Below are 18851 nucleotides of genomic sequence, written 5' to 3'. Positions count from 1 at the left end.
GCGCGCACGTACCTCTGTCGAAAAACGGTTCCCTGGGTTCCCTTTGGTCATAGCTTACCTTCTGAGCTTTTGGCTCTCCGGTAAACCCGGTCTGGTTCAGATGGCGGGCAAGTTTGGTGTTTGCATGATGGATACTCCGATCCACCACGCCCTCCCACATCGACAACGCGATGTTGACAAGGCATCATATCACATAATGTTGCGATGCATCCGAGGTCGGCAACGCGCCCATACTGACCCTGCGCGGCTGGACAGACCTCGCTCGTGCAGCAGACGCACTTCGATGCGGTCGGCTTCGAAGATCGCTTGCCGGCCGGCCCGGCGCTGCCTCACGGCTCCATCGGACCAGGTATTCGTACGTCTCGAAGCGTCCACGCCGCGCGCGCGGCGGCTGCGCCGACATCCTGTCGTTTGCTGCATTTGCAGTTCGCGCTGACGTTCGCAGCGGCAATCGAGGCCAGTCGCCGTCCGCAATCAACGGCAGTGGCCCGACGCATGGTGTAGGAGGCCGCGCGTCTCGCTGAAAGGCGCGGTTGAGCTACTGGACCCCTTGGCCTTGGCGATCCCCAATCGGCACGGGAGTGGCGTTGTTCCGACATGCGCCTTCTTTGGTCAGTGTCACCCCGACGTCATGTGGGCTTGTTATCCGGCCCGGGAACGAAACTGAAAGGAGACAAGACGATGACGAAATTTCATGGTTTGGCCCTGTCCGCAGCGACGGCAGCCCTTCTTGCAGGCCCACTCGCGGCGCAAACTTCGCCCGCCGAAGTCTGCCCCAACCCGCTGAAGATGGCCGATACCGGCATCGAGGGCATGACGACGCTGTCGGAGGCTTTCGCGCCCTTCGCCGAAACCTTCGAAGAGGTCTCCGGCGTCGAACTGGAGCTTTACTCGCTGTCCAACCGCACCGCGGCGGGCAACGCGCTGCAGTACGACGAGGTTGACCTGGTCTTTGCCGGTCCGTCGGAATTCGTGCTGTTCCAGCAGCTTGCGGAGATGGACATCCTGTTCTCCATCGTGCGCCCCAATTACGGCTCTAGCTTCGTGGTCAAGGCCGACAGCGACATCCAGTCGCTCGCCGATCTCGAAGGCCGCCGCGTGGCGCTGAAGGATGCGGGCTCCACCTCGGGCCACATCTTCCCCTCGATGATGCTGGCCGAGGCCGGGCTGGATCTCGACCGTGACCTCGACATCATCATGGCCGGTGACGCGCGTATCCAGGTGCTCATCAACGATGACGTCGACGCCATGGGCGGCGGCAACAAGGACTGGGACGCCGTGCGCGAACAGGACCCCGACACGGAATACCGCCTTCTGGCCCAGACTGACACCCTGCCCGGCGACCCGGTCGTCATGCGCGCCTCGCTGCCGCAGGACTGCCGCGATGCGCTGCGCGCCACGCTGTCCGAGCAGACCGACACCATGTGGGAGTCGCTGATCGAGACCGAGCGCAACGAGGACAAGTTCCTCGAGCGTGACGCCTACATGTCCTTCGAGACCGATCCGGCGATCTACGACGTGGTGCGGGACGCCTACGAAGCGGCCGGCATCGAACTCGGCAGCTAACGCAGGCCCTGCGCCCTGAACACCGCGCCGCCCCGTCTGGTTTCAGACGGGGCGGCTATCGCCATTAAAAGTACAGGCTGCATGACACCGCCCGACCCCGTTCTCGATGTCAGGGATCTTCACGTCAGCTATGGCGACCTCAGGATATTGCGTGGCGTGACATTCGCCGTCGGGCGTGGCGAAGGCGTCGTGCTTTTGGGGGCCAATGGCAGCGGCAAATCCACGCTGATGCGCGCCATAAACGGGCTGGCCCCGGCCAGCTCTGGGCGGGTCGCGCTGGACGGTGCCCAGATCATCGGCGCGCGCCGCCCCGCGCTGCGCATGGCCCGCCGCCGCATGGGCTACGTCTTTCAGCAATTCAATCTCGTGCCGCAGCTGAGCGCCTTTCAGAACGTGCTTTTCGGCGTGATGGGGCAGCGCCCGCTGGGCATTCTGAACTGCCTCAATGCCGTCGCCCGCGCCGAAGACCGCGAGCATGCCTTGTCTTGTCTCGAACGCGTCGGCCTTGCCGACCGCGCCGGGCACCGGCCGACCGAACTCTCCGGCGGCCAGCAGCAAAGGGTCGCCATCGCGCGCATGCTGATGCAGCGGCCCAGCATGGTGGTGGCCGACGAGCCGATTGCCAGCCTCGATCCCAAGGCCGGGCGCGAGGTGCTGGACCTGCTGTGGCGGATCGTCGATGACGAAGGCCTGAGCATGCTTTGTTCGCTGCACCAGCTGGACCTTGCCCGGGAATACGCCGACCGCGTCATCGGCCTCAAAGCCGGCAATGTGCAGGTGAATGCGGCCACGGGCAGCATCGACCCAGCAGGCCTCGACGGGCTTTACGACGGCGCGACCCGGCCCGAGGACGCCACCGAAACCAAGATCGCCGCGGTCTGACCAAGGAGAAGCATGATGTCCGACCAGACCCTGACCATTCCGCGCTTTCGCAGCCCGTCACCCGTGGCCTGGGTCATCGCGGTGGGCTTTCTCGCCTTCTTCCTGCAGGGGCTCTGGGCGGCGGACATGTCGCTCGACCGTCTGCAACAAGGCGCAGTGAACCTCGGGCGGTTCCTGGGCCAGGCGATGCCGCCGGATTTCAGCAACTGGTACGGCATCGCTGACGCCATGTGGGAAACGCTGAACATCGCCATCGTCGGCGTCACCTTCGGCTGTCTCTTCTCGATCCCGCTGGCGATCCTGGCGGCCAGCAATACCAGCCCCAACCGGGTTGTGCGCAGCATCGCGCGCCTCGTGATCGCCGTGTCCCGCACCATCCCCGACCTGATCTGGGCGCTCATCTTCGTGGTGGCGGTGGGCCTCGGCCCGCTGGCCGGAATCCTGGCCATCATCATGGACACCATCGGCTTTGCCGCGCGGTTCTATTCCGAGCGTTTCGAAGAGGTGCAAAAGGGCCCCTCCGAGGCGCTGACCTCGACCGGCGCGGGGCGGCTTTCGGTCATCATGGGCGCGATCCTGCCCGAGAGCTTCGCGTCGATGACGGCGACGTCGCTCTTCAGCGTGGAAAAGGCGATCCGTTCCGCCGTGACGCTTGGCCTCGTTGGGGCCGGCGGGATCGGGGTGGAACTGTCCACGGCCATGCGCCTGTTCCGCTATGACGATGCCGCCGCGATCATCCTCGTGGTGCTGGTAGCCGTCATCGGGTTCGAGCAGCTGTCCTCGTCGATCCGCAAGCGTGTCATCTGACTTACGAACGGTGTGTTCCGTGAAGTGGGCGCTGGCAGACGCATGCCAGCGGAACTGAACAGCATTGATGCACTCATGCGGCAAAGCAGAGGGCGAGCGGAAGTTGCGTCATGTAGATTTCGGGGTCCGTCAACATTGCCGTGGGGCTCTCGGCCTCGGCGCATTCATACCTCCCATTAGTTGTAGAAGACCTTCGCGGGCGCAGCACAAACCGAGCACGCGCGGCGAACGGCAGGAAGGTCCCGCACACCAGATCGTTGCCCCTCGAAATGCTGCACAATGCATAAATGGCCGCTCTCGGGACGCCGCAGGCGGCACCAGAGCTAGGCATGAAGGTCCCCTGTGGGCCGGTCACGTCGAGAACCGCGACCATAACCCGCAACTTTGCAAACTCCGCTTCCTGCGCAAAGCGGTCGCTCTCGCGCCGGGCCGGGGATAAAGGCCTCAGCCCCCGGCTTCGGCCTTCATGGCCCACTGGCCGCTGTCCTGCGCCCAGTATTGCGCGGCGCATCCCGCCTGCGTCAGGGCCTTCCACTGCCCCCGCGCCAGTTGCACCGCGTCACGATCATGGCCGTCGAAGATCACGCAGACGCGCTCCATCGCCTGCACCTCGGCCGCTGCGACATCGGCCCCGTCCACGGACATGATGCAGGCGGGCGCGTTGTCCGCCCCGCCCCCGGTGGTCAGCAGGATCGGCTGGTCCGCGTCATGGGCGCCGCCCGCCAGCCCATGCGGCAGGAATCCTTCTTCGGGGCCCAGCCAGAGCGCGGCATCGAGCGCCGCCATCCTGCCGGCGTCGCGGCCGCGCACCTCGACGCGCCAACCCGCGCCACGGGCCTTGCCCAGCAGCATGGGCAGGACCCGTTCGAGCGGTTGGCCCGTCAGGTGATAGAAGAAGGCCGCGCCCATGGCCCTAGCCCTCGTAGCGGTCCGCGATCAGCCGGTTGAGCGCCATGACCCCCCAGCCCGTCGCGCCCTTGGGGGCCAGCTCGGTCTCCTTGGTTTGCACGGTCACGCCGGCGATATCGAGGTGGCACCAGGGCACCCCCTCCTGCACGAAACGGCCCAGGAACTGCGCCGCGGTGATCGACCCCGCGGTGCGGCCGCCGACGTGCTTCATGTCGGCGATGCGGCTTTTGAGCAGGTCGTCGTAGGCCTGGCCCATGGGCAGGCGCCAGGCGCCCTCGCCCTCGGCCCCGGCGGCCTTGAGAAAGGCTCCGGCGAGCGCATCGTCATTGGCGAAGACGCCCGCGTTCTCGTGGCCCAGGGCGACGATCATCGCCCCGGTCAAGGTGGCCAAGTCGATCAGGCCGGCGGGTTTGAACCGGTCCTGCGCGTACCAGAGCACATCGGCCAGCACCATGCGCCCCTCGGCGTCGGTGTTGATGATCTCGACGGTGTCGCCCTTCATCGTCTTGACCACGTCGCCGGGGCGCGTGGCGGTGCCAGAGGGCATGTTTTCCACAAGCCCGACAAGGCCTACGACATTGGCCTTGGCCCCGCGCAGGGCCAGCGCGCGCATGACACCGGAGACGACGCCCGCGCCGCCCATGTCCATGGTCATGTCCTCCATGCCCGCCGCCGGTTTCAGGCTGATCCCGCCGGTGTCGAAGACCACGCCCTTGCCGACCAGCGCCAGCGGCGGCGCGTCGCCGCCGCCCTTCCACTGCATGACGACCACCTTCGAGGGGCTGGCGCTGCCCTGGCCCACCGACAGCAACGCGCCCATGCCGAGCTTTTGCAGATCGGCCTCTTCCAGGATCTCGACCTCGAGGCCCAGATCCTGCATCGCCGCCAGGCGCGCGGCGAAATCGTCGGTGGTCAGCACGTTGGCCGGCTCGTTCACCAGGTCACGGGTGAAAAAGACGCCCTCGGCCAGGGCCGCCATGGGGGCGGCCGCGCGGGCCAGCTCTTCTGGTTTGGCGGCCATGATGTCCACCGGGCCGGGGGCCGCGGCGGGGTCGGTCTTGTGCGTCTCGAAGCCATAGCCGCGCAGGGCGAGGCCGAGCGAGAGCTCGGCGCCGCGCCCGGTGGTCCCCAGCAGCACCAGCAACTCGCCGGTGCCACGAGCCTTGGCCAGTTCGGCGCCTGCGCGGCGCGCCTCTTCCACACCCGGCCGGCGGGGCAGTTTCACCACCAGCACCGCCTCGGCGGCCAGGCCCAGTGGCCAGTCCAGCCCCAGCACGTCGCCCACCCGCGCCTTCGCGAAACGGTCGCTTTCAGCGAGACGGGCCACCGCCTTGCGGGTCAGGGTGTTCACCCGGCGCGCGCCCTGGTCGAGCTTGCCGTCGGGGGTGACCACCACGGCGATGCGACCGGTCCGGTCGGCCAGCCCCTCCAGGTCGGTCTCGTGAAAGCGGATCTCGGCGGGTTGGGACATGGGACGCTCCTTGTTTTCATGTGTCTTGCCGTCTTGCGGTCGGGCCAGAGGTAGCCCGCCCCCCGTCCGATGGCCAGAGAGCACTTGGGTTGCCCCGCAAACTGGGATAGCCTCGCGCCACTGCCAAGGGGCCCGGGGGCCAGGGATACGGGGGAAAACAGGTGCCGCGATTCGACCGCTACATGCTGTCGCAATTTCTCACCGTTTTCGGCTTTTTCTCGCTGGTGCTGGTTCTGATGTACTGGATCAACCAGGCGGTGCAGCTTTTCGACCGGATCATCGCGGACGGGCAATCGGCCTGGGTCTTTCTGGAACTGACGGCGCTGTCGCTGCCCGCGCTGGTCCAGATCGTGCTGCCGCTGGCGGCCTTCGCCTCGGCCGTCTACGTGACCAACCGCATGGCCTCGGAAAGCGAGCTGGTCGTCGTTCAGGCCACCGGCTTTTCGGCCTATCGGCTGGCCCGGCCGGTGCTGATCTTCGGGGCCTTCGTGGCCGGGCTGATGATGGTGCTCACCCATGTGCTGGTGCCGCTGTCCCAGGGCCGCCTGATCGAGCGGCAGGCCGAAATCTCGCGCAACATGTCGGCGCGTCTGCTGACCGAGGGGCAGTTCATGTCGCCCTCGGCGGGGGTGACGCTCTTCGTGCGCGATGTCACGGCCGAGGGCGAGCTGCGCGATGTCTTCCTGTCCGACAGCCGCCGCGCGGATCGCCACATCGGCTATACCGCCAGCCGCGCCTTTCTGGTCCGCGCCGAGGCCGGGCCGCAACTGGTGATGATCGACGGGCTGGCCCAGACCCTTGTCCACGAGGATCAGCGCCTGTTCACGACCAGTTTCGAGGATTTCGCCTATGACGTGAGCGCCCTGATCCCAGAGATGGGCGAGCGCAGCCGTTCGGCGCGCGAATTGACCACCGCCGAGCTTCTGTCGCCCAGCCCTGCCCTGCAAGACGAGACAGGCAAAAGCGCCGCCTATCTGCTGCACGCGGGCCACGACCGTTTCGTGCAGCCGCTGACGGCGCTGACCGGCGCGCTGCTGGGCTTTGCCGCGCTGCTGGTGGGCGGGTTCAGCCGCTTCGGGCTGTGGCAGCAGATCCTGGGCGCGGTGGCGCTCGTGGTGGTGATGAAATCGGTCGAAAGCGCCGGGATCGGCGCCGCCCGCGCGGCCGCCTCCGCATGGCCCGCCGCCTATGCAGGGGTGGGGTTCGGGCTTCTGGCCAGCCTGGCGCTGATGATGGCCAGCAGCCGCCCCTACCTGCTGCGCCGTCGCCCGACCCTGCCCGCCGGGGGGGCCGCATGATCCTGCACCGCTATTTCTCGCGCCGCTTCCTGATGAGTTTCGCCAGCATGTTCGGCGTGTTCCTGTTGCTGCAGGGGTTCATCGACCTGGTCGAACAGGGCCGTCGGTTCTCGGGCGCCGACGCCGGCCCGTCCCAGATCATCGCGCTGACCCTGCTCAACCTGCCGCAGGCGCTTTACGAACTGCTGCCGCTCGTCACCGTGCTCAGCGCCATCGCACTGTTTCTCGCGCTGTCGCGGTCCTCGGAACTGGTGGTGGCCCGGGCCGCCGGGCGGTCGGCCCTGCGCGCCTTTCTCGGGCCGCTGTTGATGACCCTGCTGATCGGCCTGGTGGCGGTGGCATTGTTCAACCCCATCGTCGCCGCGACGCTGAAGGAATACGAGACCCGCTCGTCCAACCTGCGCGAGAATCGCTCCAGCATCCTGTCGATCTCCGACGACGGGCTCTGGCTGCGCCAGGGCGACGCCGCGCGCCAGACGGTGATCCGGGCCGAGGCCACGAACCTGGACGGCACCGTGCTGCGGCAGGTCACCTTCATCACCTTCGCCGCCGAGCAAGGCCCGGTGCGCCGGATCGAGGCCGCGCGTGCCGAACTGGCCGAGGGCGCCTGGGTGCTGACCGACGCCAAATCCTGGCCGCTGTCCGATGCCCGTGTCTCGGAACAATGGGCCACGACACATGACAGCCTGCGCATCCCCTCGTCGCTGTCGGCGGACCAGATCCGCGACAGTTTCGGCACCCCCAGCTCGATCCCCGTCTGGGATCTGCCCGCCTTCATCGACCGGCTCGAATCGGCGGGCTTCTCGGCGCTGCGCCACCGGGTCTGGTTCCAGATGGAACTGGCCCAGCCGCTGTTTCTCTGCGCCATGGTGCTGATCGCGGCCGGGTTCACCATGCGCCCGCAGCGGGGGCGGCGTGTGGGGCTTCTGGTGCTGACGGCGGTGGTGCTCAGCTTCGGGCTCTATTTCCTGCGCAACTTCGCGCAGATCCTCGGCGACAACGGGCAGATCCCGGTCGCGCTGGCCGCCTGGGCGCCCCCCGTTGCCGGGATCGCGGCCGCGCTGGGGCTGTTGCTGCACCTGGAGGACGGCTGATGCGGCGGCTGATCCTGATCTGCCTGCTCTGGCTCTGGCCACTGGCCCTCGCCGCGCAGGCCCCGGCCAGCCTGGTGGCCGACCGCGTGACCGTCCCGCCCGGCAGCGAGAGGCTGATCGCGCAGGGCAATGTCGAGGTCTTCTTCGAGGGCACGCGGCTTTCGGCCGCGCGCATCGCCTATGATCGCGGCACCGACCGGCTAACCATCACCGGCCCGATCTTCATCCGCACCGCCGAGGGCGAGATCCTGACCGCCGACCGTGCCAGTCTTGACCCCCGGCTGGAAAACGGGCTGCTGCGCGGGGCGCGGCTGATCCTCGACGAACGGCTGCAACTGGCGGCCGACCGCATCGACCGGGTCGGCGGGCGTTACACGCAGCTCAGCCGCGCCGCCGCGACCTCGTGCAAGGTTTGCGCGGATGGCCGCCCGCCCCTGTGGGAGATACGCGCGGCCCGGGTCATCCGCGACGAGGAGGCGCGCCAGCTCTATTTCGACGATGCCCGCTTCCGGGTCTATGGTGTGCCCATCCTTTGGCTGCCGCGCCTGCGCCTGCCCGATCCCACCGTCACCCGCGCCACCGGCCTGCTGCTCCCCGAACTGCGCACCACCGACCAGCTGGGCGCGGGGCTCAAGCTGCCCTATTTCGTGCGCCTGGGCGATCACCGCGACCTGACCGTGACGCCGTTTTTCTCGCCCGAAAGCACTACTCTGGGGGCGCGCTACCGCGCGGCCTCCCTGCGCGGCGAGATCGAGGTCAGCGGCGCGGTGACCCGTGACAGCCTGATCGACGGCGGCCGCGGCTACTTCTTTGCCGACGGGGCCTTCCACCTGTCCAACGGCACGCGGCTGCGCTTTGATGTCGAGACCGCCTCGGATGACGCCTATCTGCTGGACTACGGCATCGACGACTCCGACCGGCTCGACAGCGAGATCAGCCTGTCGCGGATCACCGACCGCGAGATGCGCCGTGCGCGGCTGACCCTCTACCAGAGCCTGCGCGCCGCAGAGGACAACGACCGCCTGCCCCCCGTGGTGGGCGAGGCCCGCCTGGAGCGCCGCACGACCCCGGCCATCGGCGGCACGCTGAGCTATGGCGCCGGGCTGCAGGGCCACCTGCGCACGCTCGATGCGCTGCCGAGCGACGGGCTGGGCGATGCCCTGCGCGCCGGGGTCTGGGCGGACTGGCACCGCGCCCATATCAACGGCCCCGGACTGGTGGTCGAGACCCGCACGGGCCTGCGGCTCGACCACTACGCCTTTTCGCCCGACGCCACCGCACAGGACACCACCCGCGCCCAGGGGCAGGCCGCCGTGACCCTGCGTTATCCGCTGATCCGGCAAGGCGCGCGGGCCGCGCATGTGCTCGAACCGGTGGTGCAGCTGGCCTGGTCGGACAGCACCGGCGGCAGCGTGCCGAACGAGGACAGCGTCACCGCGGAATTCGATGCGTCCGGTCTGCTGGCGTGGTCGCGCTTTCCCGGCGAGGACGCCACCGAGACCGACCCCCGCGCCGCCCTCGGGCTGAGCTGGTCCCGGCGCGGCGCCGAGGGCTGGAACAGCCGCCTGACCTTCGGGCGGGTGCTGTGGCGCGCGGAAAACGCAGCCTTCACGCATACGTCGGGGCTGGATGGTACCGCTTCGGACTGGTTGATCGACGGCAGCCTCGATACCGGCACGGGCCTCGCCCTGCAGGGCCGGACACTGGTGGACGACGCCCTGGAGGTGACCCGGGCCGAGGCGCTGCTGGACTGGCGCACCGACCGGATGGACCTTGAAGCGGGCTATATCTTTCTGCCGACGGATCCCGACGAGGACCGGCCGACGGCGGTGCGCGAGATCAGCCTCGACAGCCGCTATCGCATCAATGACCGATGGGAGACGGGCTTCGACATGCGCTATGATCTGGCCGAGGGCGCGCCCTCGACCGCCGGGCTGGACCTCGGCTGGCGCAACGAATGCGTCACAGTGGATTTTTCGGTGTCGCGCCGCTTCACGTCTTCGACTACTGTGCAACCCACAACCGACTTCGGCCTGGTGGTGGGGCTGAGCGGCTTTTCCTCGGGGCAAACCGGGGCAAGCCCCGCCCGCCGCTGCCAGGACTGAGACACCGACCCAAGCCAAGAGGTTCCGATGCGTGCCGTTCTGACCCTGTTCGCCCTTTTCGCCGCCCTCGCGCTGCCCGCCCAGGCGCAGTTCTCGCCGGCGATCACGGTGAACGACAAGGCCATCACCCCCTTCGAGATCGAACAGCGCGAACGGATGCTGGAGCTGTTCGGCACCCCCGGCAACCTGCCCGAGCTGGCGCGCGAGCAGTTGATCGAGGAACGTCTCAAGGCCCAGGAGCTGGAGCGCGCCGGGCTGCGCCTCAACGCCGAGGGGCTGGAACGGGCCATGACGGATTTCGCCGCGCGCGCCGACCAGGATCTGGACCAGTTCCTGGCCGGGCTGCGCCAGAACGGGATCGAGGAACAGAGCCTGCGTGACTTCGTCCGGATCAACGCAACCTGGCGCGACTACATCCGCCAGCGCTATGAACGGCGCGCCCGCGTGGGCGAGGCCGAGGTCGACCGCGCCCTGGGCCAGTCGGAAACCGGCGCGGGCCTTCAGGTGCTGCTGAACGAGATCATCATTCCCGCGCCGCCCGAACGCGCCGAGGCGGCGATGCAGCAGGCCCGGCAGATCAGCGAGCTGACCTCCTTCGCCGCCTTCGAATCCGAGGCGAGCCGGGTTTCGGCCCTGCCCTCGCGCGAGCGTGGCGGCAGGCTCGACTGGGTGCCCATCAGCAATTTCCCCGCCGCCCTGCGGCCGATCTTCCTCAGCCTCGCCCCGGGCGAGGTCACCGATCCGCTGCCCATCGAGAACGGCATCGCGCTGTTCCAGCTGCGCGATCTGCGCGAGGTCGCCCAGTCCCGGCCCGCCCCCTCCGAGATCGACTATGCCGCCTATTACATCGACGGCGGCCGGTCCGAAGCCGCCCTGGAGCGCGCCGCGCGCGTCGCCAGCCGTGTGGATACCTGCGACGACCTCTACGGCATCGCCAGGGACCAGCCGCCCCGGGTGATGGAGCGCAACGCGCTGCCACCGTCCGAGATCCCGCAGGACGTGGCGACGGAACTGGCCAAACTGGACCCCGGCGAGACCGCCTGGGGCCTGACCCGGGCCGATGGCGAGACGCTGATCCTGCTGATGCTCTGCGGCCGCAGCCAGTCCGAAGAAGGCACGCAGGACCGTGATGCGATCCGCAACCAGCTGCGCTCGCAGCGGCTGTCGGGCTATGCCGACGCGCTGCTGGCCGAATTGCGCGCCTCGGCCCGGATCACCGGCAACTGATGCGCCCCATCGCCGTCAGTTGCGGCGACCCGGCCGGCATTGGCCCCGAGGTCGCCGCAGCGGCCTGGCAGGTTCTCGGGGACGCCGTGCCGCTGCTGTGGATCGGCGACCCGGGCCACCTGCCCGAAGGCACGTCCTGGCAGGCGGTCGAGACGGCGGGCGACGCCGTATCCGCGACAGCCCTGCCCGTGCTGGTGCGGGATTTCGGGCCGCCGCGCCGCCCCGGCACGCCCGACCCGGCCCATGCGCCCCATGTCATCGCCGCCATCAAGACCTGCGTGCGGCTGGTCCAGGCCGGGGAGTGTGCCGCCATGACCACGGCGCCGATCCACAAGCAGGCGCTGATCGACGGGGCCGGTTTCGGCTTTCCGGGCCATACCGAATTCCTGGCGCGTCTCGCCGGGGTCGACCGCGTGGTCATGATGCTGGCCAGCGACCAGCTGCGGGTGGTGCCCGCCACGATCCATATCCCGCTGGCCGAGGTGCCAAGCGCGCTGAGCGCCACAGTGCTGGCGCAAACGCTGCGCATCACCCATGCCAGCCTGATCCGCGATTTCGGCATCGCCGCGCCGCGCCTTGCCGTGGCCGGGCTCAACCCCCATGCAGGCGAAGGCGGCAAGATCGGCCGGGAAGAGATCGAGGTCATCGCCCCGGTGCTGGAGACCCTGCGCGCCGAGGGGCTGAACATCGCCGGGCCGCTTTCCGCGGACACGATGTTTCATGCCGCCGCCCGCGCCCGCTACGATGCCGCCGTGGCGATGTATCACGACCAGGCGCTTATCCCGATCAAGACCCTGGCCTTCGACGAGGGGGTCAACGTGACGCTGGGCCTGCCTTTCGTGCGGACCTCGCCGGATCACGGCACGGCCCTGGACATCGCGGGAACGGGCCGGGCCAACCCCGCGTCGATGGTGGCCGCCCTGCGCATGGCCGCGCAAATGGCCGAAGCACGGGAGGGGCGGTAAGCGACCCTCCGGGGGGAGTTTATGCGCCAAGATGAAGGACACAGCATGGACGATCTGCCCCCCCTGCGCCAAGTCATTGCCGACCACGGCCTGGCCCCGAAAAAGGCCATGGGCCAGAACTTCCTGCTCGATCTGAACCTGACGGCCCGGATCGCGCGGCAGGCCGGGTCACTGGTCGATCACGACGTGCTGGAGATCGGCCCCGGCCCCGGCGGCCTGACCCGCGGGTTGCTGGCCGAGGGCGCGCGCCGGGTCGTGGCGGTGGAAAAGGACAGCCGCTGCCTGCCCGCGCTGGCGCAGATCGCCGAGCAATATCCCGGCCGGCTGGCGGTGCTGAACGCCGACGCGCTGGATGTGGACACGGGCCGGCACCTGACCCCGCCGGTGCGCGTCGCCGCCAACCTGCCCTACAACGTGGGCACCGAACTTCTGGTGCGCTGGCTGACCCCGCCCGCCTGGCCGCCCTTCTGGGACAGCCTGACGCTGATGTTCCAAAAGGAGGTGGCGCAGCGCATCGTCGCCACGCCGGGGTCAAAGGCCTATGGGCGGCTGGCGATTCTGGCGCAATGGCGTACGCGGGCGCGGATCGTCATGGACCTGCCGCCGCAGGCCTTCACGCCGCCGCCCAAGGTACACAGTGCCGTGGTGCATCTGACCGCCCTGCCCGCGCCCCGGTTCCCGGCCGATCCGAAAACGCTGGAAATGGTCGTCGCCCGCGCCTTCAACCAGCGCCGCAAGATGCTGCGCGCCGCGCTCAAGGGCCTGCGGCCGGATATCGAGGACCGACTTGTCGCCGCGGGCATCGCCCCCACCGACCGCGCGGAACAGATCGACGTCGAACGCTTCTGCGCCTTGGCGCGGACGCTCGAGGCCTAGCCCCGGGGTCCGCGCTGGCCTAGGACTGGCACCCGGCAGATCGCCGGGGCGCGGCCGCAATTGGCGATGCCAATCGCTTACCCGCACTGGCCGAATTCCAAAGGAATTCGGCCTACATGTGAATGACACGGTCGAAGGCGTCGAGGACGCTTTCGTGCATCATCTCCGACAGGGTGGGATGCGGGAAGACCGTGTTCATCAGGTCTTCTTCGGTGGTTTCGAGCTGGCGGCCCACGACATAGCCCTGGATCAGTTCCGTCACCTCGGCGCCGACCATATGCGCGCCCAGAAGCTCGCCCGTCTTCTCGTCGAAGATGGTCTTGACCAGGCCCTCGGGTTCGCCCAGGGCAATGGCCTTGCCGTTGCCTATGAAGGGGAAGCGGCCCACCTTGATCTTGTAGCCCTGCTCCTCGGCCTGCGCCTCGGTCAGGCCGACGCTGGCCACCTGGGGGTGGCAGTAGGTGCAGCCGGCGATGCTCTCGGGTTTGACCGGATGGGCGTGCTTGCCACCGATCAGGTCGGCGACCATGACACCCTCGTGGCTGGCCTTGTGCGCCAGCCATGGCCCGTTGGTGGCGTCTCCGATCACGTAGAGCCCCTCGACCCCGGTGCGGCAGTATTCGTCGGTCACCGCGAAAGAGCGGTCGAACGCGACGCCGAGCTCCTCCAGCCCCAGACCTTCGGTGTTGGCGGTGATCCCGACGGCCGAGATTACGGTGTCGACCTCGATCTTCTCGGTCTTGCCGCCTGTCTCGATGTGGGCGGTGACCTTGTCCTTGCCGCGGTCGAGCTGCTTGACGGTGGACTTGGCACGGATGGTCATGCCCTGCTTTTCGAACTGCTTTTGCGCCAGCGCGCTAATCTCCGCGTCCTCGACCGGCAGGATGCGGTCCATGACCTCGACCACCGTGGTCTCGGCGCCCAGGGTGTTGTAGAAACTGGCGAATTCGATGCCGATGGCCCCCGAGCCGATGACCAGGAGCTTCTTGGGCATGTGCTTGGGTTGCAGGGCGTCCTTGTAGGTCCAGACACGCTCGCCGTCGGCCTCGAGGCCGGGCAGTTGGCGGGCGCGGGCGCCCGTGGCCAGTACGATGTTCTTCGCCGCAAGCTCTTCCGTGCCCTTCTCTGTCTTGACGCTGACCTTCCCCTTGGCGGGGATCGTCGCCTCGCCCATGACGACCGTGACCTTGTTCTTCTTCATCAGGTGGCCGATGCCGCTGGTCAGCTGGCCGGCCACCTCGCGCGAGCGTTTGACCACCGCGTCGAGGTCATAGTCGATCTGGCCCGCGCTCAGGCCGAAATCCTTGGCCCGGTGCATCAGGTGAAAGACCTCGGCACTGCGCAGCATGGCCTTGGTCGGGATGCAGCCCCAGTTCAGGCAGATGCCGCCCAGGTGTTCGCGTTCCACGATGGCCACGGAAAGCCCGAGCTGGGCGCCACGGATGGCGGCCACGTAGCCCCCCGGTCCGGCCCCAATCACGATCATGTCGAAGTTGCGAGCTGCCATTGATGCGCCTCCTCATCCAGAATTTGTTTACCCTTAAACGAATTGCACGGGGCCATCCAGAGGGCGGCGGTCATGGCCGCTATGCAATTTCGCGCACCGCCGCAGATGCGCGTCAGGCGGTGGCATGTTCCTGCGGGGCGGCGCCGATGGCCGAGAGCGTGGCCCCGTAGCCACCGTCGTCGATCCAGGCCGACTCGGCCGGGCTGGTGTCGCGCCCCAGCGCCGGGTTGCGGTAGGGAAAGCGCCCGAAGGCACGGATCACCTCGCGATGGGCCTTGGCGTGGCGCAGGTTCGAGGCCCCCGTCTCGGGCATACGCAGCGCCATGAGCCGCACCGCGCGCTCCTGGTCGCAGAGGTTCTCCGAATGGACCAGCGGCATGTAGAAGAACTGCCGCGCCGGTTCGGCCACGCGCGTGTCCCAGCCGCGGTCGATGGCCACCTTGCTGGCCGCCCGGGCCGAGCAATCGGTGGCGAAGGCGCGCGGGTCCTCGCGGAACATGTTGCGCGGAAACTGGTCGGTCAGGATGATATAGCCCAGCGTGCCAACCGCATTGGTCAGCCAGAGGCCGCAGGCCCCCTCGCGCGCCATTTCCCATGTGGATTGAAAGCGTTTGCGGATCTCAGCGTCGCGCGCCTCGTCCGCCGCATACCAGCCCTGTGGGCCGACATCGTCCAGCCAATAGGCGACGATCTGCTCGGGGGTGACCATGGCCTGTCCTCTCATTCGACGTTTTCCTGCCTGTCATGAAACCGTTGCAGAAAGGCCGGCCCCTGGCAACGCTCGTCTTCATGCCGACTCGTCGGACTGTTGCTCTTCCAGCTCGGTCTCGATGTAGACTTCCTGTGCGACCTCGACCGCCACTGGCGAGGCGGCCGGGCTGACCGGCGCATAGGAGGTCATGTCCTCGACGCTGAAGTCCTCGTCCGTCGGGCGCTGCACCATGCGCAGCAGACCATAGGCCGAGATGCCCAGCATCAGCATCCCGACGAGCACCCAGAAGGCATAGACGCCAATGGCGCCCATGGCATAGCCCATCACGATGGGGCCGAGGATGGCGCCGACGCCGTTGATGAAGATGAACCCGGCCGAGGCCGAGGCCATGTCGTCATGTTCGAGGAAATCGTTGGCATAGGCCAGAAGCAGCGCATAGAGCGGGTTCGACATACCCCCGACCATGGCCGCGCCGACCAGCAGCAGGATGAAGGTATCGCCAAAAACGGCGGCGATCATCCCGCCGAGGCCCCCGATGGCGGCTGCCGCGACGATCAGCACCCGCCGGTCCATCCGGTCGGACAGCCATCCGATGGGGAACTGCGCTACCAGCGAGGCGGTGAAGATCACCGAGACCAGCAGCGAAATCTGCCCGGCGGTCAGCCCCGCCTCGGAGCCGTAGACCGCGACCATGCCGAACTGCGCGGCAAAGACCCCGCCCAGCAGGACCATGCCCACGGCGGCCAGCGGCGAGGCCTCGATCAGGTCGCGCAGGCGCATGCGCCGGGTGGTCTCGGTCGTCGGGGTGGGCTGGACCGACAGCAGGATCGGCGCAAAGGCCAGCGACACCAGCACCGAGGGGATGATGAAAAGCACGAAGCCCGAGGCATCGCCCAGGCTGATGACGTATTGCGCCACGATGATCCCGCCCATCTGCACGATCATGTAGACCGACAGGGCCTGGCCGCGGGTCTCGTTGGTCGAGGCGTGGTTCAGCCAGCTTTCGGCGGTGATGTAGACGCCCGAGATGCACAGGCCGATGATGACCCGGCCGATCGACCAGGCCCAGACATCGACCAGCACGGGATAGAGGATCAGCACCGCCGAAACGGTCGAGCCCAGCGCGGCAAAGACCCGCACGTGCCCCACCCGCCGGATCAGCTCGGGCGTGATCCGCGAACCCAGCAGGAAGCCCGCGAAATACCCCGACATGACAAGAGACATCTGCAGGGTCGAGAAATTCTCGATCCCGCCGCGGATGCCCAGCAGGGTGGATTGCAGGCCGTTGCCCATCATCAGCATGAACATGCCCAGAAAGAGGGGCCAGGAGGTGCGCAGCACGGGTATCATGTCGGATATCCTAAGGGGACTCGGGGCCCGAGTCGGTGACGTTCGCGTCTCGCCATATCATGCCAGCGACAAGGCAAATCAATGCGTGATCTTTCCCCGGTTCGGCCGCCGGCGCCCAGGCGCTCAGTCGCGGCCCGGAAACAGGATCGAACTGTCGCCGTAGCTGAAGAAACGGTAGCGCTCGGCAATGGCATGGGCATAGATCGCGCGGACCCGGTCCACCCCCATCAGGGCGCTGACCAGCATCATCAGCGTCGATTTGGGCAGGTGGAAATTGGTCATCAGCCCGTCGGTCACGCGAAACCGGAATCCCGGCGTGATGAAGATGTCGGTCTTGCCCTCCCAGGGGACGAGGCCCTTTTGCGTGGCCGCGCTCTCGATCAGGCGCAGGGCGGTGGTGCCCACGGGAATCACCCGCCCCCCGGCGGCGCGTGTGGCGTTGATCTCGTCGGCCGCCGCCTGTGTGACGCGGCCCCATTCGGCGTGCATCCGGTGTTCCGAGATATCGTCGGTCTTGACCGGCAGGAAGGTTCCCGCGCCCACATGCAGCGTCACATGGGTGAAATCAACGCCCATGGCCGCGAGGTCGTCCAGCAGCCAGTCCTCGAAATGCAGCGAGGCCGTGGGCGCGGCCACCGCCCCGTTCTCGCGCGCCCAGATCGTCTGGTAGTCGGTCCGGTCGGCGGCGTCGGCAGACCGCTTGGCAGCGATATAGGGCGGCAGGGGCATCTGGCCCGCGGCCTCCAGGGCGGCATCGAAATCCGCGCCCGCAAGGTTGAAGCGCAAATGCGCCTGGCCCGCCGCGCGGCCCGCCATGGTGGCCGAGAGATCGGGCGAGAAGACAACCACCTCGCCCTCCTTGAGCTTGCGCAGGGGCTTGACCAGCGCCGCCCAGGTCCCATCCGGGCGCGGCTCCAGCAGGGTGACCTCGATGTTGGCGACCGCCCCGGCCCGATTGCGCGTGCCGAACAGCCGCGCCGGGATCACCCGCGTATCGTTCAGCACCATCCGGTCGCCCTTGCGCAGCACCCCGCACAAGTCGCCCACCTGGCGGTCCGCGATCCGGTCGCCCGCGGCCACCAGAAGCCGTGCCGCGGTGCGCGGGCGCGCGGGCCGGGTGGCGATCAGGTCTTCCGGCAGGTCAAAATCGAAATCGGACAGTTTCATGCGGATCTGCTGGCTAGGGCGTGGCGGTGGGAAACCTTCCCGACCATGCCGGGGGTCAATGCCGACAGCGGATCGATCAGAACGCGCGGGCTGTCAAGCTGTGCCGACCACCGGAAGGCACCCGCCACAACGCAAGCCCCCCACAACCGGCAGCGCCGTGTCGCGCCCCCCCCGCGCGGGTTTCCCGCGGGCCCCCGCGGCGCTGCAAGGGGCTTTCTTCTCGGGCTGCCCGGGCTAGAACCCTGCATAACCTGCCAAGAGGAGACAAAAGCAGATGCACGACCTCGCACAAGGCCAGCCAGCCCCCGATTTCACCCTGCCCCGCGACGGCGGCGGTACCCAGACCCTGTCCGATTTGCGCGGTGGCCCGGTGGTGCTGTTCTTCTATCCCAAGGACAACACCCCCGGCTGCACCAAGGAGGCCGTGGCCTTCACCTGCCTGCTGGAGGACTTCGCCGCCTCGGGCGCGACGGTGCTGGGGATTTCCAAGGACAGCGTGAAAAAGCACGACAATTTCGTCGCCAAGCACGATCTGAAGGTGGCCCTGCTTTCGGACGCCGAAGCGGATGTCTGCGAGACCTACGGCGTCTGGGGCGAGAAGAAGATGTACGGCAAGACATTCGAGGGGATCACCCGCACCACGGTCCTGATCGATGCCGAGGGGCGCATCGCCCGGGTCTGGCCCAAGGTCAAGGTGGATGGCCACGCCGAAGAGGTGCTGGAGGCCGTGCGCGCGCTTTGAGCCCGGCTGCCGTGGCTTGACCTTGCCGCGGCGCCGGGCGAAACCCGCGCCATGAAACCGCTTGCCCAGATGGCCGAAGAGGTGCTTTGCACCGCCGATGGCCGCGAAAAGACCGCCCTGTCACGCCGCCATGCCGCCGCCTGGCAGGCGGCGCGCGCCGAGGGCGCCATGCC

16 protein-coding genes and 1 pseudogene are annotated in these 18851 nt (G+C 68.0%); 11 read left to right on the top strand and 6 right to left on the bottom strand.

Features of this window, described 5'->3' with window-relative positions:
- The first annotated feature begins 681 nt into the window (after positions 1-681).
- The 3 genes from ACH107_RS20625 (at position 682) to phnE (ending at position 3255) form a co-directional block, all read left to right on the top strand.
- Positions 682-1566 (top strand): phosphate/phosphite/phosphonate ABC transporter substrate-binding protein, encoded by an 885-nt coding sequence (locus ACH107_RS20625; RefSeq protein ID WP_310690305.1) that lies wholly within the window; start codon positions 682-684, stop codon positions 1564-1566.
- Between the two features lie 81 nt (positions 1567-1647).
- On the top strand, positions 1648-2448 hold the full coding sequence (locus ACH107_RS20620; RefSeq protein ID WP_412507405.1) for a phosphonate ABC transporter ATP-binding protein: 801 nt from the start codon (positions 1648-1650) through the stop codon (positions 2446-2448).
- A gap of 15 nt (positions 2449-2463) precedes the next feature.
- On the top strand, positions 2464-3255 hold the full coding sequence (gene phnE, locus ACH107_RS20615; RefSeq protein WP_412507404.1) for a phosphonate ABC transporter, permease protein PhnE: 792 nt from the start codon (positions 2464-2466) through the stop codon (positions 3253-3255).
- 444 nt (positions 3256-3699) lie between these two features.
- Here the strand turns inward: phnE and ACH107_RS20610 are convergent, their stop codons facing one another.
- Positions 3700-4164 (bottom strand): DNA polymerase III subunit chi, encoded by a 465-nt coding sequence (locus tag ACH107_RS20610; protein WP_412507403.1) that lies wholly within the window; start codon positions 4162-4164, stop codon positions 3700-3702.
- A gap of 4 nt (positions 4165-4168) precedes the next feature.
- Positions 4169-5635 carry a leucyl aminopeptidase gene (locus ACH107_RS20605; protein WP_412507402.1) on the bottom strand — a complete coding sequence of 489 codons (1467 nt, stop codon included), beginning with the start codon at positions 5633-5635 and terminating at the stop codon, positions 4169-4171.
- 161 nt (positions 5636-5796) lie between these two features.
- On the opposite strand from ACH107_RS20605, the gene lptF reads away from it, so the two are divergent.
- From lptF to rsmA, 6 genes are read left to right on the top strand one after another with little or no spacing between them, the layout of a single operon-like run.
- Positions 5797-6933, top strand: coding sequence for an LPS export ABC transporter permease LptF (gene lptF / locus ACH107_RS20600; RefSeq protein WP_412507401.1), 1137 nt, complete (start codon positions 5797-5799; stop codon positions 6931-6933).
- Positions 6930-8027, top strand: a complete 1098-nt coding sequence (gene lptG, locus ACH107_RS20595; RefSeq protein WP_412507400.1) for an LPS export ABC transporter permease LptG — start codon at positions 6930-6932, stop codon at positions 8025-8027. Before lptF ends, lptG begins: the two co-directional genes overlap by 4 nt.
- A complete protein-coding gene (locus tag ACH107_RS20590; RefSeq protein WP_412507399.1) occupies positions 8027-10132 on the top strand; it encodes an LPS-assembly protein LptD in 2106 nt (701 codons plus the stop codon). The genes lptG and ACH107_RS20590 overlap by 1 nt, the downstream gene beginning before the upstream one ends.
- Before the next feature lie 27 nt (positions 10133-10159).
- On the top strand, positions 10160-11359 hold the full coding sequence (locus ACH107_RS20585; protein ID WP_412507398.1) for a peptidyl-prolyl cis-trans isomerase: 1200 nt from the start codon (positions 10160-10162) through the stop codon (positions 11357-11359).
- A complete protein-coding gene (gene pdxA, locus ACH107_RS20580; protein WP_412507397.1) occupies positions 11359-12324 on the top strand; it encodes a 4-hydroxythreonine-4-phosphate dehydrogenase PdxA in 966 nt (321 codons plus the stop codon). The genes ACH107_RS20585 and pdxA overlap by 1 nt, the downstream gene beginning before the upstream one ends.
- A 45-nt stretch (positions 12325-12369) precedes the next feature.
- Positions 12370-13200: a 16S rRNA (adenine(1518)-N(6)/adenine(1519)-N(6))-dimethyltransferase RsmA gene (gene rsmA / locus ACH107_RS20575; protein WP_412507396.1), complete on the top strand. Its 831-nt coding sequence runs from the start codon at positions 12370-12372 to the stop codon at positions 13198-13200.
- Positions 13201-13312: 112 nt separating this feature from the next.
- On the opposite strand, the gene lpdA is transcribed toward rsmA, so the two are convergent.
- From lpdA to queA, 4 genes are all read right to left on the bottom strand, one after another.
- Positions 13313-14707: a dihydrolipoyl dehydrogenase gene (gene lpdA / locus ACH107_RS20570; RefSeq protein WP_412507395.1), complete on the bottom strand. Its 1395-nt coding sequence runs from the start codon at positions 14705-14707 to the stop codon at positions 13313-13315.
- A 112-nt stretch (positions 14708-14819) separates the two neighbouring features.
- Entirely contained in the window at positions 14820-15416 is a 597-nt protein-coding gene (locus ACH107_RS20565; protein WP_310690316.1) for a DUF924 family protein, read from the bottom strand.
- Between the two features lie 78 nt (positions 15417-15494).
- Positions 15495-16769 (bottom strand): MFS transporter, encoded by a 1275-nt coding sequence (locus tag ACH107_RS20560; protein ID WP_412507394.1) that lies wholly within the window; start codon positions 16767-16769, stop codon positions 15495-15497.
- A 123-nt stretch (positions 16770-16892) separates the two neighbouring features.
- Entirely contained in the window at positions 16893-17936 is a 1044-nt protein-coding gene (queA, locus tag ACH107_RS20555) for a tRNA preQ1(34) S-adenosylmethionine ribosyltransferase-isomerase QueA (RefSeq protein ID WP_412507393.1), read from the bottom strand.
- A gap of 274 nt (positions 17937-18210) precedes the next feature.
- Between queA and bcp the strand changes: the two genes are divergently transcribed.
- A complete protein-coding gene (gene bcp, locus ACH107_RS20550; protein ID WP_412507392.1) occupies positions 18211-18678 on the top strand; it encodes a thioredoxin-dependent thiol peroxidase in 468 nt (155 codons plus the stop codon).
- A 51-nt stretch (positions 18679-18729) separates the two neighbouring features.
- Positions 18730-18851: pseudogene (locus ACH107_RS20545) on the top strand (DUF455 domain-containing protein); the annotation flags it as partial.

The organism is Roseovarius halophilus (ex Wu et al. 2025), from assembly GCF_047086965.1.
Note: the sequence above shows the minus strand (reverse complement) of the source record. Positions and strands in the feature narration are given on the sequence as shown.